Annotated in this window: 22 protein-coding genes; 11 read left to right on the top strand and 11 right to left on the bottom strand. The window is 70.3% G+C overall.

Annotated elements, in window-relative coordinates:
• Position 1: 1 nt before the first annotated feature.
• The 3 genes from ABD798_RS34915 to ABD798_RS34905 are packed head-to-tail and all read right to left on the bottom strand — an operon-like array spanning position 2 to position 2,600.
• Positions 2 to 535, bottom strand: coding sequence for a TetR/AcrR family transcriptional regulator (locus ABD798_RS34915; protein WP_344885081.1), 534 nt, complete (start codon positions 533 to 535; stop codon positions 2 to 4).
• A gap of 35 nt (positions 536 to 570) precedes the next feature.
• Positions 571 to 1,683, bottom strand: a complete 1,113-nt coding sequence (locus ABD798_RS34910) for an MFS transporter (protein WP_344885078.1) — start codon at positions 1,681 to 1,683, stop codon at positions 571 to 573.
• Positions 1,680 to 2,600, bottom strand: a complete 921-nt coding sequence (locus ABD798_RS34905; RefSeq protein ID WP_425549321.1) for a PAC2 family protein — start codon at positions 2,598 to 2,600, stop codon at positions 1,680 to 1,682. Before ABD798_RS34905 ends, ABD798_RS34910 begins: the two co-directional genes overlap by 4 nt.
• A 221-nt stretch (positions 2,601 to 2,821) precedes the next feature.
• Between ABD798_RS34905 and metH the strand changes: the two genes are divergently transcribed.
• The 6 genes from metH to ABD798_RS34875 are packed head-to-tail and all read left to right on the top strand — an operon-like array spanning position 2,822 to position 9,967.
• On the top strand, positions 2,822 to 6,379 hold the full coding sequence (gene metH, locus ABD798_RS34900) for a methionine synthase (RefSeq protein ID WP_344885075.1): 3,558 nt from the start codon (positions 2,822 to 2,824) through the stop codon (positions 6,377 to 6,379).
• Positions 6,380 to 6,390: 11 nt separating this feature from the next.
• The gene (locus ABD798_RS34895) at positions 6,391 to 7,071 is read left to right on the top strand and encodes an HAD family hydrolase (RefSeq protein WP_344885072.1); all 681 of its coding nucleotides are present in this window, start codon (positions 6,391 to 6,393) and stop codon (positions 7,069 to 7,071) included.
• 54 nt (positions 7,072 to 7,125) lie between these two features.
• Positions 7,126 to 7,536, top strand: coding sequence for a hypothetical protein (locus ABD798_RS34890; protein WP_344885069.1), 411 nt, complete (start codon positions 7,126 to 7,128; stop codon positions 7,534 to 7,536).
• 29 nt (positions 7,537 to 7,565) lie between these two features.
• Positions 7,566 to 8,117 carry a DUF3558 domain-containing protein gene (locus tag ABD798_RS34885; RefSeq protein WP_344885066.1) on the top strand — a complete coding sequence of 184 codons (552 nt, stop codon included), beginning with the start codon at positions 7,566 to 7,568 and terminating at the stop codon, positions 8,115 to 8,117.
• Between the two features lie 3 nt (positions 8,118 to 8,120).
• Positions 8,121 to 9,290 carry a hypothetical protein gene (locus ABD798_RS34880; RefSeq protein ID WP_344885063.1) on the top strand — a complete coding sequence of 390 codons (1,170 nt, stop codon included), beginning with the start codon at positions 8,121 to 8,123 and terminating at the stop codon, positions 9,288 to 9,290.
• A 2-nt stretch (positions 9,291 to 9,292) separates the two neighbouring features.
• Positions 9,293 to 9,967, top strand: coding sequence for an ESX secretion-associated protein EspG (locus tag ABD798_RS34875; protein ID WP_344885060.1), 675 nt, complete (start codon positions 9,293 to 9,295; stop codon positions 9,965 to 9,967).
• Here the strand turns inward: ABD798_RS34875 and ABD798_RS34870 are convergent.
• On the bottom strand, positions 9,945 to 10,505 hold the full coding sequence (locus ABD798_RS34870) for a GrpB family protein (RefSeq protein WP_344885057.1): 561 nt from the start codon (positions 10,503 to 10,505) through the stop codon (positions 9,945 to 9,947). The two genes, ABD798_RS34875 and ABD798_RS34870, sit on opposite strands and share 23 nt — an antisense overlap.
• A gap of 97 nt (positions 10,506 to 10,602) precedes the next feature.
• Here ABD798_RS34870 and ABD798_RS34865 point away from each other — a divergent pair, with 97 nt between their 5' ends.
• The gene (locus ABD798_RS34865; RefSeq protein WP_344885054.1) at positions 10,603 to 10,866 is read left to right on the top strand and encodes a phosphoribosyl-ATP diphosphatase; all 264 of its coding nucleotides are present in this window, start codon (positions 10,603 to 10,605) and stop codon (positions 10,864 to 10,866) included.
• A gap of 23 nt (positions 10,867 to 10,889) precedes the next feature.
• Positions 10,890 to 11,738, top strand: a complete 849-nt coding sequence (gene hisG / locus ABD798_RS34860) for an ATP phosphoribosyltransferase (RefSeq protein WP_344885051.1) — start codon at positions 10,890 to 10,892, stop codon at positions 11,736 to 11,738.
• Positions 11,739 to 11,742: 4 nt separating this feature from the next.
• Here hisG and ABD798_RS34855 read toward each other — a convergent pair whose 3' ends face one another.
• From ABD798_RS34855 to ABD798_RS34835, 5 genes are all read right to left on the bottom strand, one after another.
• Entirely contained in the window at positions 11,743 to 12,936 is a 1,194-nt protein-coding gene (locus ABD798_RS34855; RefSeq protein WP_344885048.1) for a galactose oxidase, read from the bottom strand.
• A 77-nt stretch (positions 12,937 to 13,013) separates the two neighbouring features.
• Entirely contained in the window at positions 13,014 to 13,769 is a 756-nt protein-coding gene (locus ABD798_RS34850; protein WP_344885045.1) for a YlbL family protein, read from the bottom strand.
• Positions 13,770 to 13,885: 116 nt separating this feature from the next.
• Positions 13,886 to 14,185: a holin gene (locus tag ABD798_RS34845; RefSeq protein WP_344885042.1), complete on the bottom strand. Its 300-nt coding sequence runs from the start codon at positions 14,183 to 14,185 to the stop codon at positions 13,886 to 13,888.
• 37 nt (positions 14,186 to 14,222) lie between these two features.
• Entirely contained in the window at positions 14,223 to 14,828 is a 606-nt protein-coding gene (locus tag ABD798_RS34840) for a glycoside hydrolase family 25 protein (protein WP_344885039.1), read from the bottom strand.
• A 107-nt stretch (positions 14,829 to 14,935) separates the two neighbouring features.
• Positions 14,936 to 15,835 (bottom strand): RecB family exonuclease, encoded by a 900-nt coding sequence (locus ABD798_RS34835; RefSeq protein WP_344885515.1) that lies wholly within the window; start codon positions 15,833 to 15,835, stop codon positions 14,936 to 14,938.
• A 183-nt stretch (positions 15,836 to 16,018) separates the two neighbouring features.
• Here ABD798_RS34835 and ABD798_RS34830 point away from each other — a divergent pair, with 183 nt between their 5' ends.
• Both ABD798_RS34830 and ABD798_RS34825 read left to right on the top strand, forming a co-directional pair.
• Complete coding sequence (locus ABD798_RS34830; RefSeq protein ID WP_344885036.1) at positions 16,019 to 17,152, top strand: site-2 protease family protein; 1,134 nt, start codon at positions 16,019 to 16,021, stop codon at positions 17,150 to 17,152.
• Positions 17,153 to 17,226: 74 nt separating this feature from the next.
• Complete coding sequence (locus tag ABD798_RS34825; RefSeq protein WP_344885033.1) at positions 17,227 to 18,057, top strand: tRNA (adenine-N1)-methyltransferase; 831 nt, start codon at positions 17,227 to 17,229, stop codon at positions 18,055 to 18,057.
• Positions 18,058 to 18,311: 254 nt separating this feature from the next.
• On the opposite strand, the gene ABD798_RS34820 is transcribed toward ABD798_RS34825, so the two are convergent.
• Positions 18,312 to 19,247 carry an Rv0361 family membrane protein gene (locus ABD798_RS34820; protein ID WP_344885030.1) on the bottom strand — a complete coding sequence of 312 codons (936 nt, stop codon included), beginning with the start codon at positions 19,245 to 19,247 and terminating at the stop codon, positions 18,312 to 18,314.
• A gap of 67 nt (positions 19,248 to 19,314) precedes the next feature.
• Positions 19,315 to 19,725 carry a hypothetical protein gene (locus ABD798_RS34815; RefSeq protein WP_344885027.1) on the bottom strand — a complete coding sequence of 137 codons (411 nt, stop codon included), beginning with the start codon at positions 19,723 to 19,725 and terminating at the stop codon, positions 19,315 to 19,317.
• 474 nt (positions 19,726 to 20,199) lie between these two features.
• Here ABD798_RS34815 and arc point away from each other — a divergent pair, with 474 nt between their 5' ends.
• Positions 20,200 to 22,002, top strand: a complete 1,803-nt coding sequence (gene arc / locus ABD798_RS34810; RefSeq protein WP_344885025.1) for a proteasome ATPase — start codon at positions 20,200 to 20,202, stop codon at positions 22,000 to 22,002.
• Positions 22,003 to 22,063: the final 61 nt, after the last annotated feature.

Here is a 22,063-nt window from a genome sequence, read left to right as displayed (position 1 = left end):
GTCATCCGGTTAGCGTCGCGACCGCCGCGGTGACCGCAGCTTCGCGGAGCTGCTCCCTGGGCACGTCCGGGAACTGGATCGTGCAGTCCTGGAGCCCGCCGAGCGCCATGACCGCCCTGGTCGACTGGGCCAGGTCCGGCGTCGGCGGGAACAGCAGCTCCGCCAGTCGGTGACGCCAGGTCAGCACGATCTCGATCATGCCGAGCTCGGCCAGCGTGGGCATCTCGCTGAGCACCAGCACGATCAGGTCGCGGTGCTCGAAGTGGAAGTCGAAGTAGCCCTCCAGCAGCGCGCGCTGGTCCACCTCGGTCCGCTTCTCCTGCTCGCGCAGGAACGCCTCGCCGTCCTCGATCAGCGGCTGCACGATGCTGCGCACCAGCTCCTCGCGCGAGGCGAAGTGGTAGTACAGCGCGGGTTTGGTGATGCCCAGTTCGGCGGCGATGGCCTGGAGGCTGGTCTTCTGCACGCCGTTGCGGCGGAAGAGATCGCGCGCGACCGCCTGGATGCGCTGTCTGGTGTCCGAGCCCCTCGCCACCCGCCAAGCCTACTTTCGCCACGGCTTGGTGACCGTCAAGGACTGTCGGAGCGCGGCAGCACGGCGGGGGCGCTGATCGCGAGCACCACGGCGGGCAGCACGAACGCCGCGCCGTGACTCAGCTGGTAGACCGGGACGAGCGCGGCGGGGGAGAGGGCTCCGCCGAGGAAGCGCAACGACTGCAACACCGAGATCGCTCCGCCCCGGTTGCCGCCGTGCGAGGTCAGCACGATCGCGTTGAGGCCGACCAACATCAGCTGCGTGGCCGTGCCCGCGAACGCCCACGCGAGCGCGACCGTCGGCAGCCACGGCAGCACTCCGACGGCCACCACGAGCACGCCGCCGACGAGCGCGCCCACCAGAACGCACCGCGTCGAGCCGAAGCGGTCGACCGCCCGGCCGACCGCGCGCGCCGTCAGCAACCCGCAGACGCCGAAACCGGTCAGCAGCGCGCCCCGGGCTCCCGCGCTCAGCTCGAAGGTGTCCACGAGCCGCAGCGAGACCAAGAAGGACAGTCCGCCGAGGCAGCCCCAGCACACCATCGCGACGAAACCGGAGCGCAGCACCCGAGGCCGCCACGCGCTGCGCAGGCTCGGTCGGCTCGTCGATTCCCCTTGCGGCACACCGAGAACGGCCAGCACCGCCGCTACGACAGCGACTCCGACGAAGGCAAAGCGCCACGACAGCTCCGCCGCGAGCCCGCCCACCAACGGCGAGAACGTCTGCCCCGCCGCCTGCATCGAGGCGAACCACCCCAACGCCCGGCCGAGCCGCTCCGGCGCGGTGACCGCGGCGACCGCCGACAGCAACAACGGTGTGGTGAACGCGTTCGCCGCGCCCTGCACCGCGCGCCCCGCGAGGAACAACGCCTCGGATTGGGCGAGCGCGCAACACACCGACGCCGCCGTGTACACGACGTACGCCAGCACCACGGTGCGCCGGGCGCCCCAGCGCTCGCCGTAGGTGCCCGACACCAGCATGAGCGCGGCGAACGGGATCATGTAGACCGTCAGCGACGCCGAAGCCGCTCCGGCCGAGACGCCGAACGCCTCGCCCAGCTCGGGCAGCATCGCGGTGACCACGCCGCCGCCGAAGGGGCCCAGGAACCCGCCCGCGTACAGCCCGGCCGTGAGCCAGGACGACCTCACAGACCCGGTCGTGGAGGCCCGTCCCCGCCCCACCGCCTGCGCAGGTAGCGCTCGAACTCGGCGGCGATCGCGTCCCCGCTGGCCTCGCTCAGCTCGGTGAGCTTGGTGTCCTCGTCACCGCGCTCCTCCAGGGACCGGACGTAGTCGCGCACGTCCTCGTCCTCCTCGGCCATCTCGCTGACCGTCTGCTCCCACTCCTCCGCCTGCTCCGGCAGCGCGCCGAGCGGGACCTCCACGTCCAGCACGTCCTCGACGCGGTGCAGCAGCGCCAACGTGGTCTTGGGCGCGGGCGGCTGCGAGACGTAGTGCGGGACCGCGGCCCAGAAGGAGATCGCGGGCACCCCGGACTGCACGCACGCGTCCTGGAACACCCCGACGATGCCGGTCGGCCCCTCGTAGCGGGAGCGCTCCAGCGAGTACCTGGCCGCCGACTCCGCGTCGTAGGCCGTTCCGGTCACCGGGACCGGGCGCGTGTGCGGGTTGTCCATCAGCAGCGCGCCGAGGGTGATCACCGTGGTGATCTCCAGCTCGTTGACGTAGTGCAGCAGCTCCGCGCAGAAGGCGCGCCAGCGCATGTTCGGCTCGATGCCGTGCACGAGCACGATGTCGCGGTCGGAGCCGGGCGGGCGGCACACCGACAACCGCGTCGTCGGCCACTCGATCCGCCTGGTCACCCCGTCGACGTTCTTCACCGACGGCCTGCTGACCTGGAAGTCGTAGTACTCGTCGGGGTCGATCTCGGCGAGCGGGGACGCGTCCCAGATCAGCAGCAGGTGCTCGATCGCGGTGCTCGCCGCGTCGCCGGCGTCGTTCCACCCCTCGAACGCCGCCACCATCACCGGGTTGTTCAGCTTCGGCAGCCCGCCCGGGTCGCCGGTGGCCCCGTGTGCGCCGGTCGTGAGGTCTGGATCTGTCACCGCGCCAGCCTACGACCCCGCACCGACGACTTCCGCCACCGCCGCCACAACCCGTCTCGCGTTCTGCGCTGAATGACTCATTGAGGTACCTCAACGCACTGAATGAGTCATTGAGGGCGCTCAAGTACCCGAATGACTCATTCAGCGCGTTCTGTCCCAGCCAGCGGACGCCGGTGTTGTCGGCGTGGGCCTAGGCGGAGCGCTCCCACTACGCTCGGGGTATGGCCGATCGTGTCGCATCGCCGTTCCTCGACGTCCTTGACCAGCGCGTTCTGGTCGGCGACGGGGCGATGGGCACCATGTTGCAGTCGTGGCCGCTGACCCTGGAGGACTTCCAGGGGCTGGAGGGCTGCAACGAGGTGCTCAACGTGACCCGGCCCGAGGTCGTGGCCTCGGTGCACCGCGCCTACTTCGAGGCCGGGGCCGACGCCGTCGAGACCAACACCTTCGGGGCGAACTGGGCGAACCTGGCCGAGTACGACTGCCCGGAGCGGATCTTCGAGCTGGCCGAGGCAGGCGCCAGGATCGCGCGGGGTGTCGCCGACGAGTTCGCCACCGCCGAGCGGCCCAGGTTCGTGCTCGGCTCGATCGGGCCCGGCACCAAGCTGCCCACCCTCGGCCACGTGCGCTTCGCCAAGCTCCGCGACGCCTACCAGGAGCAGGCCAAGGGCATGCTGGTCGGCGGCGTCGACGTGATGCTGGTGGAGACCTGCCAGGACCTGTTGCAGGCCAAAGCGGCGATCATCGGCTGCAAGCGCGCCATGGCCGAGGAAGGGCGCGCCGTCCCGGTCATCGCCCACGTCACCGTGGAGACCACCGGCACGATGCTGGTCGGCAGCGAGATCGGCGCCGCGCTCAACGCCCTCGAACCGCTCGGCATCGACCTCATCGGCCTCAACTGCGCCACCGGGCCCGCCGAGATGAGCGAGCACCTGCGCCAGTTGTCCAAGCACTCCCGCGTCCCGCTGTCGGTGATGCCCAACGCGGGCCTGCCGCAGCTCGGCCCCGAGGGCGCGGTGTACCCGCTCGGCGCGGACGATCTGGCCGAGGCGCTCGCGGGCTTCGCGACGGAGTTCGGCGTCCGCCTGCTCGGCGGCTGTTGCGGCACCACCCCCGAGCACGTGCGCGCGATCGCGGAGATCGCCGAGGACCTCACTCCCGCGCGTCGCCGCCCCCGTCCCGAGCCGGGCGCGTCCTCGGTCTACCAGGCGGTGCCCTTCCAGCAGGACTCCTCCGTGCTGATGATCGGCGAGCGGACGAACGCCAACGGCTCCAAGGCTTTCCGCGAGGCGATGCTCTCCGGCAAGATCGAGGACTGCGTGGAGATCGCGCGCGGGCAGACCCGCGACGGCGCGCACATGCTGGACCTCTGCGTGGACTACGTCGGCCGCGACGGCACCGAGGACATGTCGGAGCTGGCGGGGCGGCTGGCCACCGCGTCGACGTTGCCGATCATGCTCGACTCGACCGAGCCGGACGTGCTGCGCGCGGGCCTGGAACGGCTCGGCGGGCGCAGCATCGTCAACTCCGTGAACTACGAGGACGGCGCCGGTCCCGACTCGCGCTTCCAACGGATCATGCGGCACGTTCGCGAGCACGGGGCCGCCGTCGTCGCGCTGTGCATCGACGAGGAGGGGCAGGCCCGCACCGCTGAGTGGAAGGTCCGGGTGGCCGCGCGGCTGATCGAGGACCTCACCACGAACTGGGGCATGCGCGTCAGCGACATCGTGGTGGACACGCTGACCTTCCCGATCTCGACCGGCCAGGAGGAGGTCCGGCGCGACGGCGTCGAGACCATCGAGGCGATCCGCGAGCTGAACCGCCGCTTCCCCGAGGTGCAGACCACCCTCGGCCTGTCCAACATCTCCTTCGGCCTCAACCCGGCCGCGCGCCAGGTGCTCAACTCCGTGTTCCTGCACGAGTGCGTCCAGGCCGGGCTCACCACCGCCATCGCGCACTCCTCGAAGATCCTTCCGATGGCGCGCATCCCCGACGAGCAGCGCGCGGTCGCGCTCGACCTCGTCTACGACCGCCGCCGCGAGGGTTACGACCCGTTGCAGCGCTTCATGGAACTCTTCGAGGGCGTGACCGCCTCCTCCTCCAAGGAGACCCGCGCGCAGGAGCTGGCCGCGCTGCCGTTGTTCGAACGGCTGGAGCGGCGCATCGTCGACGGCGAGCGCAAGGGTCTCGAAGCCGACCTCGACGCGGCCTTGGAGCAGCGTCCGGCGTTGCAGATCATCAACGACACGCTGCTCGGCGGCATGAAGACCGTCGGCGAGCTGTTCGGCTCCGGGCAGATGCAGCTACCGTTCGTGCTCCAGTCCGCCGAGGTGATGAAGACCTCGGTCGCGTACTTGGAACCGCACATGGAGCGCACCGACGACGACGGCAAGGGCAGGCTGCTGCTGGCCACCGTCAAGGGCGACGTGCACGACATCGGCAAGAACCTGGTGGACATCATCCTGTCCAACAACGGCTACGACGTCGTGAACATCGGCATCAAGCAGCCGATCAGCACCATCCTGGACGCTGCCGCCGAGCACCGGGCCGACGTGATCGGCATGTCCGGGCTGCTGGTCAAGTCCACGGTGATCATGAAGGAGAACCTCCAGGAGATGAACTCCCGAGGGGTGTCCGTGCGGTGGCCCGTGCTGCTCGGCGGCGCCGCGCTGACCCGCTCCTACGTGGAGAACGACCTGTCGGAGGTCTACGAGGGCGACGTCCGCTACGCCAGGGACGCCTTCGAAGGGTTGCGGCTGATGGACGCGCTCATGGCGACCAAGCGCGGCGGCGCCGATCCCGTTCTCTCCCAAGAAGAACTGGCCAAGGCCGCCGAGCGCAAGGCCCGGCACGAGCGCTCGCGCCGCATCGCCGAGCAGCGCAAGGCCGCGGCACCTGAGCCTTCGGCCGACCTCGGGCGCTCCGACGTGGCGGTCGACCTGCCGCTGCCGACCCCGCCGTTCTGGGGAACCCGTGTGGTCAAAGGCGTTCCGCTCGCCGACTACTCGGCGCTGCTGGACGAGCGCGCCACCTTCCTCGGCCAGTGGGGCCTGCGCGGCAGCCGCGGCGGTGACGGCCCGAGCTACGAGGAACTGGTGGAGACCGAGGGCCGCCCGCGACTGCGGTACTGGCTGGAGCGCTTGGCAACGGAGAACATCCTCCAGCACGCCGCGGTCGTCTACGGCTACTTCCCCGCTGTGGCAGAGGGAAACTCCGTGCACGTGCTGACCGAACCGCGTCCTGACGCGCCCGTGCGGCACATCTTCGAGTTCCCCCGTCAGCGCCGCGACCGCAGGCTCTGCATCGCCGACTTCATCCGCCCGCGTGAGCTGGCCGTCGCCGCCGGTGAGGTGGACGTGCTGCCGTTCCACCTCGTCACCATGGGGCAGCCGATCGCCGACTTCGCCAACGAGCTGTTCGCCAAGGACGCCTACCGCGACTACCTCGAAGTGCACGGGCTGGGCGTGCAGCTGACCGAGGCGCTCGCGGAGTACTGGCACAAGCGCATCCGCGAGGAGCTCGTCTGGCCCGACGGCGGCACGGTCGCTGGGGAGGACCCCGACAGCGTCGAGGAGTTCTTCAAGCTCGGCTACCGGGGCGCCCGCTACTCCCTCGGCTACGGCGCGTGCCCCGACCTGGAGGACCGCGTCAAGCTCGTCGACCTGCTGGAGCCCGGCCGGATCGGCGTCGCGCTGTCCGAGGAGCTCCAGCTGCACCCCGAGCAGTCCACCGACGCCTTCGTGCTGCACCACCGCGAAGCCAAGTACTTCAACGCGTAGAGGAGAACCCCGTGACCAGACCGTCCTTTGTGGACGGCCCGGCGGCCGTGCTGTGGGACATGGACGGCACGCTCGTGGACTCGGAGAAGATCTGGGACATCCCGCTTGCCGAGCTGGCGGTCCGCCTCGGCGGCGAACTGTCCGCCGAGACCAGGGCGGAGATGGTCGGCTCCAACCAGGAACGCACCCTGCGCCTGCTCTTCGCCGCCCTCGGCCTCCCACCCGAGCCCGCCGCGCTCGCCGAGGCCGGTGACTGGCTCGTCGCGCGCACCGGCGAGCTGTTCGCCGCCGGGCTGCCGTGGCGCCCCGGCGCCCCCGAGGCGCTGCGCGCGATCCGCTCCAGCGGCGTGCCCACCGCGCTGGTCACCTCCACCGTCCGCGAGCTGACCGAGATCGCGCTCGACACCATCGGCCGCGAGCACTTCGACCTCACCGTGTGCGGCGACGAGGTCACCAACCCCAAGCCCGATCCGGAGCCCTACCGCGCCGCCGCCGCCCGCCTCGGCGTCGACATCACCCGCTGCGTCGTCGTCGAGGACTCCCCGACCGGAGTCACCGCCGGAGTCGCTTCAGGAGCCACCGTTCTGGTGATTCCCTGCGACGTCCCCGTGAATTCAGGCGAACGCCGGATATTCCGCGAATCGCTTGTCGGAGTGGACCTCGCCGAATTGTCCGCGCTCCTGTCCCGCTGATTCTCCCGATCTGCTTTCCTGTTTGCGGGGAGCGCACAGGGGGAGGGCTGGACGATGTCCGGATCAGGGACGCCGCCGGGGGCCGAGCACGGCGGCCCGTACGTCGAGTCGACGGAGATACCGCAGGTCAGCATCGGTGGTGTGGGGCCGGGTGGCGGCTACACCGTCGACCCCGACGGCGCCCCGCGTCTCATTCGAGCCTTGCGCGAGGCGCGAGACAAGCTGCTGGAACTCCGCGACCTAGAAGGCCGATTTGGGCATGTGCCTATGCCTGAGGACCCGTACAGCGTCGCTGCGGTGGAGGCGATCAAACGGAGACTGGGGCGCGAGCCTGGTGGCTACGCTTGGGCCAATCAGGGCGGAATCGACCAGCTGGACCGGCTGATCGAGAAGCTGGAGGCTTCTCTGAAGATCTATCGGGACGCTGAGGAGCGGAATCGTCGCAAGTTCGGTCGGGGGGTGTGATGCGGCGCTGGATGGTGTGCTGTGTTCTGGTGCTGGCCGGATGCGGCCAGGTCACGCCGGGAGAACCGGCGGAGGTCGTCCGAGGCCCCGACGGAAGGTTCCCGCCACCGATCCCGAATCCCTCGCTGTCCTACGACAAGTACCTCACCAGGCCCTGTGAACTGCTCTCACGGGAGCAACTGATGTCGATAGGGATCATCACGGATCTGGGCAGGCCGGGCGAGCACCCTCTTCTAGGACCTGAGTGCAGGTGGACCGCCGACAGGGTGGCGGACACCGGTTTCTCAGTGTTGCTCATGTCCAAGGGCGACGGCCTGCGCCCCGCTTACAAGAGTCGGAACTTCGGATACTTCGCGGAGACCACGATCGGCGGCTATCCGGCGCTCAACACAGACAACAAGACGCCGACCGGAAAGCCGACACCGGTCGGTACCTGCGATACAGCGGTGGGGATCGGCGACTCTGTGGCTTTCACCGTCGCTGCTCACGGTCACAAGCCGCATCCGGACTACGAGGAGCCGTGCAAGGCGTCGGACAAGGTGGCGTTGTGGGTGTTGGAGAAGCTGAAGGCGGGGAGCTGAGCGGTGTTCACCAAGACCATCGTGGGTGAGGCGAGGCCCGCTGGCTACGACTCGCAGACGATCTACAACTGGTTCCACGGCGGTCCAGGGCCGCAGGCAGCGTGCTCGGTCGCGGAGGAGACGCTGAAGCAGATCACCAAGATCCACGCGGAGGTCCACGCCATCCTCAAGAACGGGATCGAGGAGTCGCGGGCGTTCTGGACGGGCGGGGCGGCGGAGTCGGCCAGGGGCGGGATGAGCCCGATGGTGGCGTGGGCCGACGGGATCAAGCAGGTCGCGGACGGCGCGCAGCAGCAGGTGAACCTGGTGCGGGACGCGTTCTTCCGCGCCAAGAACAGCGTTGAGCCGCCGAGCCCGGTCCCGGACACGAAGCAGATCACGGGCGGCCTCATCGGCGTTCCCGACGCGTCGCAGTTCGTGAAGACGATGCAGCGGTGGGTGGCGAACCTGGAGCACAACGTCCGCGTGGCGGAGGGCTACGGGACGAGTTCCACCACGGCGGTCCACGCGATGCCGGAGTTCAGCCAGCCCAACGGCGCGGGCGGTGAGGTGAAGCCGCCGGAAGCACCGCCGCGCGACCCCGGCCCACCGCGCCTCCCACCCGAGGGACGCGGCCCACGCGGCGGCGGCGATCTCGGTGGAGGCGCCTGGCAAGGCGGAGTCGGACAAGGCGGCGCGGGCCAAGGCGGAACGGGGCAGGTCGGCGGGTCGGAGAGCGCGTCGTTCGTGCCACCCCCGCCGCAGCACGGCCAAGCCGGTCCGCAGCCGTGGCGGCCGGAAGGAAACCAGAGCGCGGACCAGGGCCTCGGCGGAGCGATCGGCGGCCTGGGGGCGATGGGCGGGCTCGCATTGGGGGCCGGAGGGGCCGGAGACAGCGCCGGAGGTGCGGGAAGGCCGGGCGCGGGCCAAGCGGGCCAAGCAGGGCGAGGAGCAGGACAGGGCGGTGGGCGAGGCGCGCCGGGCGAAGCGGGACGCGGTGTCGCGGGGATGACTCCGGCGGCCCGCAGCGGTGGAGCGAGGCCTGGGACGCCGATGGCGGGGCCGATGGGCGGGCAGGCGGGTGGCGCGGAGGACGAGGAGCACCAGCGGCCGTCGTGGCTGGTGGAGGTCGACGACGTGTTCACCAACGACATGCAGAAGGTCGCTCCGCCCGTGATCGGTGAGGAGCCCTGACCATGCGGGTGAAGATCTCCGCGCTGGCCTTCGACGTGCTGTGGCAGTGGCACGGCCTCGGCACGAAGCCGCCCGCGCTGGCCGCGGTGCCCTCGCCGGGAAGGACCGCGCGGGAGCGGCACGAGCTGGAACGGCTGGCCTGGCGGGAGCTGGAGCCGCACGGCGACCTGGCGGCGGAGATGGCGTTGCTGCGCGCGCCGTCGGTGGAGTACTTCGGGTGGTTCGGCGGTGTCGAGCGGAGCTGTTCGGCGCACGTCGCCGCTGGTCAGCGGGCCGCGCTGCGCGTGGTGGTGGAGCTGGGGCACGTCACGCTGGAGACGGCTCCCGCGGAGCGGGCGGCGGAGGCGCTGGTCTCCGCGCTGCCGCCGATGCCACCGGGACGCGGCGGGGTGGTCTCGGTGCCCGAACGACCTCCCGCGCGGGACTCGCTGCTCGTCCGGGCGCACCCCGAGGAGCCGGAGCTGCGGCGCTGCCGATCACTGCTGGAGAGCCCGAGGACCGGGGGAGGCCTGATGCTCTGCGCCACCCGCGACGGCATCGGGGCGACGGTGCACTACTTCGACACCGGCGGCGGGCGGTACCTGTGCGTGCGGCGGGCCGACGCCGCAGGGGACCCCTGGCTGGTCGTCGGTCCCGCCGCCGCGAGCGACCTGGTCAGCCGCCTGCGCGCCGCATGATCTCCTGGATCACCTCGGTCTTGGCGTCGGCGTAGTTCTGCACGTACTTCCACGTGCGCTGGGCCAGTTCGCGCTTGGTCCGCTCGTACAGCTCCCGGTCGGAGTCGTTGGAGCGGAGGTGGTCGCGGAAGCGCGTCATCCGCTCGATCTCCGAGCACCCGGCGGTGAACACGTGCAGGTTGATGTTGGTGTCAGGGCCCTTGAACATGCGGTGCTCGAACCACTCCGGCTCGCGCACCCGCAGCACGTAGCCCGCGGCCTCCATCTGCGGCACGTAGGCGGCCTCGTCGGTGGAGTCGACCACCGCGACGGTCATGTCGATGATCGGCTTCGCGGCCAGGCCGGGCACGGAGGTGGAGCCGGTGTGCTCAGCGCCGACGAGCGTGTCGCCGAGCAGCGAACGCAGGCGTTTCGCCTCCCGCTCGAAGAGCGCGGGCCACTCGGGGTCGTACTCGGCGAGGGTGATCGCCGAGTTGTGCGTGGGGTCGAAGTCCACGTTGACGGCGATGATCTCGGCGTCGTCCATCGGAGTCGTCATGATCGTTCCTTCCTGAGGGCAGTCGACCAGAATAACCCAGGTGAGGCCGACCACCCGGGGCATCCGTTCGGAACGGTGAGATGAAAGGATTCAGGGCGTGAAGACGTTCGACGGGTTGTTCGCCGAGCTGACCGAACGGGCAGCCACCAGGCCGGAGGGTTCCGGCACGGTGGCCGCGCTGGACGCCGGTGTGCACGCGCAGGGCAAGAAGGTGCTGGAGGAGGCGGGCGAGGTCTGGATCGCCGCCGAGTACCAGTCCGACGAGCAGCTCTCCGAGGAGATCTCGCAGCTGCTCTACCGCCTGCAGGTGCTGATGATCGGCCGCGGCATCAGCCTCGAAGACGTCTACCGCTACCTCTGACGCTCAAGCTAGGAGAACCAACGATGTTGCGTGTCGCTGTGCCCAACAAGGGCACACTGGCCGGTGCCGCCTCCGAGATGCTCACCGAGGCTGGCTACCGGCAGCGGCATGAGCAGCGCGACCTGACCGTGCTGGACCCGGTCAACGAGGTCGAGTTCTTCTTCCTGCGCCCCAAGGACATCGCCATCTACGTCGGCTCCGGCGAGCTGGACCTGGGCATCACCGGCCGCGATCTCGCGCAGGAGTCCGGCGCGCCGGTCGCCGAGGCGCTCTCGCTCGGCTTCGGCTTCTCCACCTTCCGCTACGCGGCGCCGAGCGGGCGCGAGTGGAAGGTCGGCGACCTGGAGGGCAAGCGGATCGCCACCGCCTACCCCCGCCTGGTGCGCACCGATCTCGCCCGGCACGGCGTCACCGCCGCCGAGGTGATCCGCCTCGACGGCGCGGTGGAGATCTCCATCCAGCTCGGTGTCGCCGACGCGGTCGCGGACGTGGTCGGCTCCGGCCGCACGCTGCGCCAGCACGGCCTCGTCGCGTTCGGGGACGAGATCTGCCGCTCCGAGGGAGTGCTCATCGAGCGCGCGAACTCGCCGGAGTCGCCGGAGAAGTCGCAGCTGGCCGGTCGGTTGCAGGGCGTGGTGTTCGCCCAGCAGTACATGATGCTGGACTACAACTGCCCGCAGGACCTGCTCGACGCGGCGGTGGAGATCACCCCCGGCCTGGACTCGCCGACGATGTCCCCGCTCGCCGACCCGCAGTGGGTCGCGGTGCGCGCCATGGTCGCCCGCAAGGAGGCGAACCTGGTGATGGACCGGCTGATCGCGTTGGGAGCCAAGGCGATCCTGGTCTCCGACATCCGCTCCTGCCGGCTGTAGACCGCTAGCCGAGCCGCCACACCGCCGGGGTGCGCACCCCCGGCCTGATCTCGCCACTGACCACCACGGGGTGCCCGTTCCAGAGCACCGCCGGGGTGGTCGCGGGCGGCGGGCCGGGGAAGTGCCCCTTGGCGCGCCAGGAGTTCCGCGCCGCGTCGTAGTGCAGCACCTCCGGGGTGAACCCGGTGTGGTGGTCGTGGATCCAGGTGATCACGTCGTTGTGCTCGTGCCAGCGCGGGGAGTCCTTCGGCTCGCGGTCGCGCAGCGCGGTCTGGTGCTGGATCAGGTTCCACCGCGCCAGATCGCGATCACCGCCGAGCACGAGCAGGCCGTCCTCGCCAGGGAAAGCCATTCCCGCCGTCACGCACCACGGCAGGTCGGCGATGCGCCGCCAGCTCCGTTGGCGCGGCGAGTACGCGTAGGCGTCGCGGTAGAACTGCCAGCCGGTCGACGTCTGCGCTCGCCCGCTGAGCAGGTAGAACCGTCCGTCGTGGGCCCCGCCCACCGCGACTGAGCGCGGATCGCCCGGCCAGGTCGGCAGCCTCCGCCACCCGTCGCCGGGGCGGGCCAGGTCGAGTGCGTAGAAGTCCGCACCCTCAGCCACGTGCACGACGTCGTCGACGATCCCGGCCACGCCGTAGGACATCGCGCGCGGCAACGGTGGCAGCTGCTCCTGCTCGATCGCGCGCCGCTGCGGGTTGTAGCGGAGGGAGAAGACCTCGGCGAACTTCCGCACCGGTGCGAGCGCGGAACCGCTTGGGCCACCGAGGAATCCTTCGCCGCCGATGACCAGGACGCCGCGCCCGGTGCTCAGGCACGCGGAGTAGGCGAGGCTGTTGGGCAAGCTGAACGTCGTTGGCAGCCAGGAACCGTTGGGCGCCATGACGAACACGTCGTTCCAGTAGACCTTGCCGAGCTCGTTGCGCCGGTTGGCGGTCTTCGCGGGCTCCGGGAAGTTCGCGCCGCCCGCGACGATCAGGTGCCCCGCGTGCACTCCGGCGAGCGGACCGGCGAGGCCGAGCTGGCGCCAGTGCGGCGTGCCCACGGGGATCGCCGGATGCCACGCGGTCGGGTTCGGCGGCAGCGGGGCCAGTCGCGTCCAGCCATCACGTGAGGCCGGGTCGGCGGCCGCGATGCCCGGGGTGAGGGGCAGCAGGGAGGCCATCGTCGCGAACGCGCGCCTGCTGAGCTCGACCATGCCGCCTCCAGACATAGGACGTGGGATGTCCAGCGCGCACGCTAGGCCCCGCACACCGTCCCGGGCAACCCCCCGGCTCAGCAGGAGGGGGCGTCGCGGCCCTCGCCGAGCGCGGTGAGCGCGGAGACGGCCTCGGTCAGCGTGCTCACCTTGACCAGGCGCAGGCCGTCCGGAACGGTCTGCAACGCCTCCTCGCAGTTCGCGGCGGGGGACAGGAAGGCGGTCGCGCCGATCTCCTTGGCGGCGATCATCTTCATCCGGATGCCGCCGATCCCGCCGACCGCGCCGTCCGGCGCGATCTCGCCGGTGCCCGCGACGGACTTCCCCTTGAGCAGGTCGCCGGGGGTCAGCTTGGCCACGACGGTCAACGCGAAGATCAACCCGGCCGAGGGGCCGCCGATGTCCTTGATCCCCACGGAGACCTTGATCGGCGAAGCGGGCTTCAGGAAGGTGCGCGCCGCGTCCTCGGCGACCGACTGCGACCCGGTGAACGCCTTGGTGTTGTCCTGCTGGACCTGCTGGACGGTCTTGTCCGGCGGGAAGATCTGCTCGCGCGGGGCGAGCGCGAAGCGCGAGGAGGCCCACATCCGCGCCGCGTCGTAGAGGGTCAGGTCGTCGGTGACCGAGACCGTCGGCAGGTACAGCGAGCCCGTCGTGGGGTAGGTGGGCGCTCCGGTGACCTCAACGACCGCTCTGCCGTCCACCGAGGCCAGGGTGTCCCGGATCTCGCCGGGCCCGAGCGCCACGTACGGCACGGTCACGGCCGTCGAGCCGAGGGCCAGCCCCGCGGCCAGCAACGCACTCAACACCAAGGTCACGACGCGGCGGCTCACGGTCCACACGCTACAAGCACCGAAGGTGAAGTCCCTGTCGAGGTCGGGCGCGGGAGCCGTCCCCGAGTCCACAGTGGAGCTGAAGGGCGGGGGCCCGTGGACCCCCGCCCTTCAGCTCAGGGCATCGGGCCGGGAGGAACGGTCGGGCTGGCCTGCGGGGTGCTGGTCAGCGTCGCCGATCCGGCCGGTGCCGCCGCCGTGCGCACCAGGCTCGGGCTGGTGTGGTCACCGATGGTCGCTGAGCCGATGGAGGTCAGCAGCGACAGCACGGCCGCCAGTCCCGCCGCCGACGCCGCGGCTCCCCACGGCGCGTCCAGCAATCCCACGGAATTGGCCGCGAGCACCGCGACCGCCGCTTGCGCGAAGGTCTTGATCGCGCGCTCGACCGCGCCGAGCCAGAACAGTTTCGTCCACATAGGAGTGTCCTTTCTCCCTTTGTGCCGTTACCGTTTTTTACTGTGCGGTCAGCTGGTCGAGCTCGACCATGCACAGGTTCAGGTCGACGGGGCCGTCGATTCCCGGCAGCCGTCCGGTGTCGCTGTACTGGTGCGCGCACACCTTGTCGGTGAGGTAGCCGGGTTGACCGGGCGGGCGCCCGTAGTGGGCGACCCAGAGCCGCACGCCGTCGTCGAGCCAGTGGTCGGGGTTGAGCTTGTCGCGGAACCAGCTGGTGCTGGCGTAGACCATGATCTGGTTGCGGCCGGTGATCCTGCGGGTCTCGGCGATGAAGACGCGCACCCACTCGGCGAGGTCGCCGCCGTTGTCGCGCTCGATGTCCAGGCAGGGCGGCAGGTTTCCCTCGCCGCCGAGGCCGCGCGCGTTCAGCTCGGTGGCGAAGTGCTCGGCGTCGGCCTCCGGCGGGTTGGTGTCCGGCCGGGCGAAGTGGTAGCCGCCGACGGTGAAGCCGACCGAGCGGGCCGCGTTCAGATGTGCGTCGAAAACCGGGTCCACATAACCGATTCCCTCGGTCGCCTTGATGTAGGCCCACTCGTACCCGGCGTCGCGGACGCCGTACCAGTTCACGTCCTGATGTCGTGAGACGTCGATTCCAGAGCTCATTTGCCCCTCCCCCGAGACAGCGATTGGGGTGCCATTTATGGATACCTTGGCACCACCCCCGCCGAATACCGCCTACCGAGGGGAAAGCCCGCACTTTCGCGCGGTCGTCACTCTGCCCGATCGGCCATCGTCTCGGTTCCGGCGTCGGGTTCCGGCCATCCGGGGTACGGCGGGGGAGTGCCGCCGAAGGACGGGCACAGCGCCTGGTGGTCGCAGAAAGCGCACAGCTTTCCGGGATTCGGCCGGAAATCGCCGGTGCGCCCGGCGCGCAGGATCGCCTGCCAGATCGCGTCGAGGGTGCGCTCGAACCGAAGCAGTTCCCCTTCGTCGGGGGTGTAGGCCAGCTTCTGCCGGTCGGCCAGGTACATCAGCAGCAGCTGCCGGGGAACGACTCCGCGCAGCCGCCAGAGCACCAACGCGTAGAACTTCATCTGGAACAGCGCCTTGGCCTCGCCGATCTCGCGGGGCGCGGCGCCGGTCTTGTAGTCCACGACGCGGATCTCACCGGTGGGCGCCACGTCGACGCGGTCGACGTAGCCGCGCAGCAGCACCCCCGACGGCAGCTCGGTCTCCACCAGCTGTTCGCACGCGTCGGGTTCGAGCCTGCGCGGGTCCTCCAACAGGAAGTAACCGTCCACAAGGGACTTCGCCGACTCCAGCCACTCCGCGAGTTCGGGGTCCTCGGAGCTCTCGAACATCTCCGCCAGCAGCTCGGGGCGCTCTGTCAGCAGGTCGGCCCAGGACGGTTCCACGAGGCCCTTTGCGGTGTCCGGCACGCGCTGCTGGGCGGGCATGCCGAAGAGCCGCTCCAGCACGGAGTGCACGACGGTGCCGCGAACCTGTGCCCTGGTCGCCTTCTCCGGCAACCGGTCCACCGCGCGGAAGCGGTAGAGCAACGGGCACTGCTTGAAGTCGCTCGCCCGCGACGGCGACAGCGCGGGCCGTCGGACCGGCCGCCGCGCCCCGCGCTCGTCCGCCGGACTCGCGGTCTCCGCAGGAGCGGTCACCGCCGGAGCCGGAGCGGCAGGCTCCTCCGGCGCGGAACCGGCTGGGGGGTCGTTCGCGATCTCCGCCACGCCCCGCACCCTAGGCCAGAACCCCGACAAGATCACCGACCCGCCCCGGAGCGGCCGCCGCCGACCCGGCGGGCGATACGGCGAGCGAACACGGTGACCCCTACGCTGCTGTGCGTGACGGCCGAGGGACGGTGGGACGGGCACGGCGGAGGAGGGTTGCTCCTCGGTCGTGTGTCGGGCGTTCCCGTGGTGCTCGCACCGTCGTGGTGGCTCTTCGCGGTCCTGGTCGTGCTGTTCTACACACCGCTGGTCGGCCTGTTGCTGCCGGGAAGTCCGGTGTGGGTCGCGGCGCTGCTCGCGGGTGCGTTCGCGATCCTGCTGGCGATCTCGGTGTTGCTGCACGAGATGGGGCACTGCGTCGCGGCGTTGCGCCTGGGACTGCCGGTGCGCCGGGTGCGGTTGCAGATGCTGGGCGGGGTCTCAGAAGTCGTCCGCACGCCGTCCACCCCCGCGCACGAGGGCGTGGTCGCGGCGGCGGGGCCGGTGGTGTCACTGCTGCTGACGGGCGTCTTCGGCCTGGCGTTGCTGATGGCGGAGCACGAGACGGTGGCGTGGGTGCTGCTGCTCCAGGCCACGATCGCCAACGGAGCCGTCGCGCTGTTCAACCTGCTGCCGGGGCTGCCGTTGGACGGTGGGCGCATCGTGCGCGCGGTGGTCTGGGGCGCGACGGGTCGCCGGGGCGCGGGCACCAGGGCCGCGGTGGTCGGAGCGGGTCTCGTCGCCGCGGGGCTGGTGGTGTGGGCGGTGAGCGGGCTCGTCGAAGGCGGGGCGGACCAGTGGTTGCGGCTGGCGGTGTGCGTGCTCATGGCGGCCTTCGTGGTGACGGGTGCCAGCGCGGAGTTCGCGGCGGAGCGCCGCACGGCCTGGCCGGAGGGGCTGACCCTGGCCGAGCTGCTGCGCCCGGTGCTGCAACTGCCCGCGGAGAGCCCGGTCGCCGACGCGCTCGCGGCCGCGGCGGGCCGGGGCGTGGTGCTGGTCAGGGCGGACGGGATCGCGGTCGGCCTGCTGGACACGGCGGTGGCGGAGCGCTTGGCGGCCACCCAGCCGAACACCCCGGCGGAGCGCGCGGCCGAGCCGATCACGGCGGACACGGTGCTGCTGGACTCCGAACCGGGCGAGGAGATCGCCGAGCGGGTCCGCACGGGCGCGGCATGGCAGTTCCTGGTGGTGGACGAGGACGGCAAGCCGAGCGGGGTGCTGCGCAGGGAGGACCTGCGGGCCGCGCTGACCGCCGCGCGTGGCCGCTGACCGCCGCCCCGCGCGAGGATGCGACGATCGTGCGCCCAACACCACGCACGCATCGCCCTCGGAGGTAGTCAGCAGTGAGCAGGACCAGCGGCCCGTTCCAACCCGGTGATCGGGTCCAGCTCACCGACCCGAAGGGCCGCAAGTACACCGTGGTGCTGGAGGCGGGCAAGGACTACCACACCCACCGCGGCGCCATCGCGCACGACGACCTGATCGGCAAGCCCGAGGGCAGCGTGGTCACCTCCGTCGGCAACACGCTGTTCCTGGCGCTGCGCCCGCTGCTGCCCGACTACGTGCTCTCGATGCCGCGCGGCGCCCAGGTGATCTACCCCAAGGACGCGGCGCAGATCGTCATGTGGGGCGACATCTTCCCCGGGGCGAGGGTGCTGGAGGCCGGAGCCGGCTCGGGCGCGCTGACCTGCTCGCTGCTGCGCGCGGTCGGGGAGAAGGGCCAGGTCACCTCCTACGAGGTGCGCGAGGACCACCTGGAGCACGCCGAGCGCAACGTGCAGCGCTTCTTCGGCGAGCACCCGCCGAACTGGGACCTGCACCTGGGCGACGCCGCCGAGTACGCGGGCCCGCAGCTGGACCGCGTGGTGCTGGACATGCTCTCGCCGTGGGACATGCTGCCGATGATCAGGCAGAACCTGGTGCCCGGCGGCGTGCTCACCGTCTACGTCGCCACCACCACGCAGCTGTCGCGGATCACCGAGGCGCTGCGCGAGCAGACCTGCTGGACCGAGCCGGAGTCCTGGGAGACGCTGATGCGCCCGTGGCACTCGGTGGGCCTCGCGGTGCGGCCGGAGCACCGGATGGTCGCGCACACCGCGTTCCTGCTCACCGCGCGCCTGCTGGCCGAGGGCGTGACGGCGCCGAAACCGCAGCGCCGCCCCAGCAAGGGCTAGAGCCCGTCCTGCAAGTGCCGTCCGGGGTTGGGGTGTCTTCAAGACCCGCAAACCCCTCTGTTGATCATCGTTAACCGCCGCAAACCCTGCGGTCTTGCGGGGTTTGCTGTCGTTGGAGACGGCCGGGGTGGGGGTTGGGTGGTCTTGAAGACCGGCGAACCCGATGACGTGCAGGACAGGGCCTAGGGCCACTCCGAAGACGACCGAAGGGCGCCTCCCGTGACGGGAGGCGCCCTTCGTGGTGTCACGCCCGATCAGCTGGTGGGCACCGGGAACGACGGCATCGAGAAGGACGGCATGGAGAACGAGGGCATGGAGAAGGACGGCATCGAGAACGACGGGCGCGAGGTCGGCGAGGACGGCCGCGAGCTCGGCGCGGTGGGCACCGGCGGCGGGGTGTCGCTGGCCTTGAAGATCCCGCAGATCTTCCAGTCACCGTTCTCGGTGAGCAGGTCGTAGTTGAAGTCCTGCTTCTTGTCCTCGCTGCCCTCCCTGGACAGCGTCCGCTCGATGACGACCTTGCCCGTCTCACCCTCCGCCGTGACGCTCTTGACGACGAACTTCGCGGTCGAAGCCGTGGTGCTGCGCGGCGTGGTGGTGCGGGTGTTGGTCTGCTGGCGCTTCTGCTCCTTCTCCAGCGACTCCGTGAGGACCTGCATGTCCTTGGCGCAGAGGCCCTCGCGGAACTGGTCGATCGGGTACTCGGTGACGTTCTTGCCGAAGCTCTCCGACATCAGCTGCGCGGCGCGCTCGGCGATCGCGTTGGGGCTGCTGCCGGAGAACAGGAAGTACGCGCCGACGCCGCCGCCGGCCAGCACCACGACCGCGATGATGATGCCCACGATCAGGCCGGTCTTCTTCTTCGGGCCGCCGGGCGGGGTGCCGTAGCCGTCGTAGCCGGGCGGAGGGCCGTAGGGACCCTGCGGGCCGCCGGGACCGGGCTGGCCCTGGGGCGGGTAGCCGTAGGGACCGGGCTGACCCGGGCCGGGCTGGCCGGGGAAGCCGCCGGTGTTGGGCGGGCCGCCGGGACCACCGGGGAAGCCGCCCGGCTGCTGGCCGTAGGGGTCCTGGGGCTGGTTGAAGCCACCGGTGTTGGGCGGCGGCTGCTGGCCGTAGGGCTGCTGCCCCTGCCCGCCCTGGTTGTAGGGGTCTGGCTGGCCACCGTAGGGCTGCTGGGGTGGGTAGGTCATCACCGTTCCTGTTTCACTCGTCGATCACTGCCGGACATCAACGGCCAACCACTCAACGGCCACCACATCAACGGCCACCGCCCAGGCCACCCAGCTTGCCGAGCAGGCCGAGCCCCCTGGTCACACCGCAGATCCGCCAGCCCCCGTCCTCCGTGACGAGGTCGTACGTCTCGGTCACCGGCCGGGAGGAGCCGCTGACCCTCATTTCCAGCGTCGCCGTCACCGTGTCCCCGTTGGCGGTCACGGAGGTCACGGCGGCGCTCTCCGGGGTGGGAGCGAGGCCGCCGAGCCCGAGGCTCTTCGTCAGCTCGCCCAACCCCTTCGTCACCTCATCCAGCGCGCCGAGAGCGGTCTTGTCCTTGGCGCACAGCAGCGATCTGTCACTGCCGTCCGCCTTGGACAGTGCGGCGGCGTAGGCCTCCGCGACCGTCCTCGGATCGTCCTTTTCGGAGCCATTGAGCACGAACACCCAGGTCACCGCCACTCCAACGGCGAGAAGAGCACCGCCGACGACGATCCACGGCCAGGTCCGGCGATCACCACCGCCAGGGTCCCGCTGTCGCGCTGCGTGATCAACTCCATTCATCCCCGCCGTCGGAAACCCTTGCCGCGACCGGGGTTGCCAGCGCATCCCGACGGAGCCCGGCCGTCCGTGATCGCCCAGCTCGGGCGGGGTCCCGGACGGCTGTCCGGGGTGCTCACCCTGCCAAGGCGGTGTGGACATCGGGTCTCCTGAAGGCCTCTGTCTGGAAAACGCCCGATCGGACGCTGTCGCACGGCTACTGGACGCACGGTAGTGGGTACCTGGTTCCCGCCGTGACCGAGATGGAGCAGTTCATCCCGCCGAGCGGGCGTTTATCGGCTTCGTTACGCCCAAGTGGCCTGGCGGACATCTCGGTTGTCGGTGATCGCCGGTACCGTGGTCACACGAGTGCGGGAGGAGGGTGCCGACATGCAGCACGACCATCCCGGCAGCCGCCCTGAGCAGGGCGGCGAGCGGAAGAGTGGCGGCAGCGCGGCCGAGTTGAGCGCGCAGATCCGATTTCTTGAGGACGAAGTGGCGCTGTTGCGCCGCAAACTGACCGAATCGCCCCGGCACGTCCGGCTGCTGGAGCAGCGGCTGGCCGAGGCGTCCAACCGGGTGAGTCAGCTCACCGAGCGCAACACCAAGCTCGTGGAGACGCTCAAGGAGGCCCGGGGTCAGCTCCTCGCCCTGCGAGAGGAGGTGGACCGGCTCGCCCAGCCGCCCAGCGGCTACGGCGTGTTCCTGGCCAGGCATCCCGACAACACCGTGGACGTGTTCACCTCGGGGCGGCGCATGCGCGTCGCGGTGTCCCCCGCGGTCGAGACCGAATCGCTCCAGCAGGGGCAGTCGGTCCGGCTCAACGAGGCGCTGACCGTGGTCGAGGGCGGCGACTTCGAGCGCATCGGCGAGGTCTGCACCCTGCGCGAGCTGCTCAACACCGAGTCCGACGTGCAAGGCGTCACCAGGGCACTGGTGGTCGGGCACGCCGACGAGGAGCGGGTGGTGCTGCTGGCGCACCCGCTGCTGGACGCTCCGCTCAAGCCCGGTGACTCCCTGCTCGTGGACAGCAAGGCGGGCTACGCCTACGAGCGGGTGCCCAAGGCCGAGGTCGAGGACCTGGTGCTGGAGGAGGTGCCCGACGTCCGGTACGAGGACATCGGTGGCCTGTTCCGGCAGATCGAGCAGATCCGCGACGCGGTGGAGCTGCCGTTCCTGCACGGGGACCTGTTCCGCGAGTACGAGCTGCGGCCCCCCAAGGGCGTGCTGCTCTACGGCCCGCCCGGCTGCGGCAAGACGCTCATCGCCAAGGCCGTGGCCAACTCCCTGGCGAAGAAGGTCGCCAAGGCGCGCGGTGACACCAACCACGACCAGGCGAAGTCGTTCTTCCTCAACATCAAGGGCCCCGAGCTGCTCAACAAGTTCGTCGGCGAGACCGAGCGGCACATCAGGCTGATCTTCCAGCGGGCTCGGGAGAAGGCCTCCGAGGGCACCCCGGTGATCGTGTTCTTCGACGAGATGGACTCGATCTTCCGGACCAGGGGCAGCGGCGTCAGCTCGGACGTGGAGACCACGATCGTGCCGCAGCTGCTCAGCGAGATCGACGGTGTCGAGGGCCTGGAGAACGTCATCGTCATCGGCGCCTCCAACCGCGAGGACATGATCGACCCGGCGATCCTGCGACCCGGCAGGCTCGACGTGAAGATCAAGATCGAGCGGCCGGACGCCGAGGCGGCCACCGACATCTTCTCCAAGTACCTGACCGACAACCTGCCCATCCACGAGGACGACCTCGCCGAGTTCCACGGGGACAAGCGCGCCTGCATCGACGCCATGGTGCAGCGCACGGTGGAGCGGATGTACGAGGAGTCCGAGGACAATCGTTTCCTGGAGGTCACCTACGCCAACGGTGACAAGGAGGTCCTGTTCTTCCGGGACTTCAACTCCGGCGCGATGATCCAGAACATCGTGGACCGGGCGAAGAAGTACGCGATCAAGTCGGTGCTCGACCACCAGCAGTCGGGTCTGCGGGTGCAGCACCTGCTGGATGCGATCGTGGACGAGTTCGCCGAGAACGAGGACCTGCCCAACACGACCAACCCGGACGACTGGGCCAGGATCTCCGGCAAGAAGGGCGAGCGCATCGTCTACATCCGGACCCTGATCACGGGCAAGAACCAGGAGACGGGCCGGGCGATCGACAACGCCAACAACACCGGTCAGTACCTGTAGCCGGATCTGGAGAACGGTCAGCGCGGCGCAGTTGCGCGAACGGCCCCCCGACCCCTCGGTC

Source organism: Allokutzneria multivorans (assembly GCF_039537405.1).
In the GTDB taxonomy this organism is placed as follows: domain Bacteria; phylum Actinomycetota; class Actinomycetes; order Mycobacteriales; family Pseudonocardiaceae; genus Allokutzneria; species Allokutzneria multivorans.
This window is presented reverse-complemented; position numbering and strand designations above follow the sequence as displayed.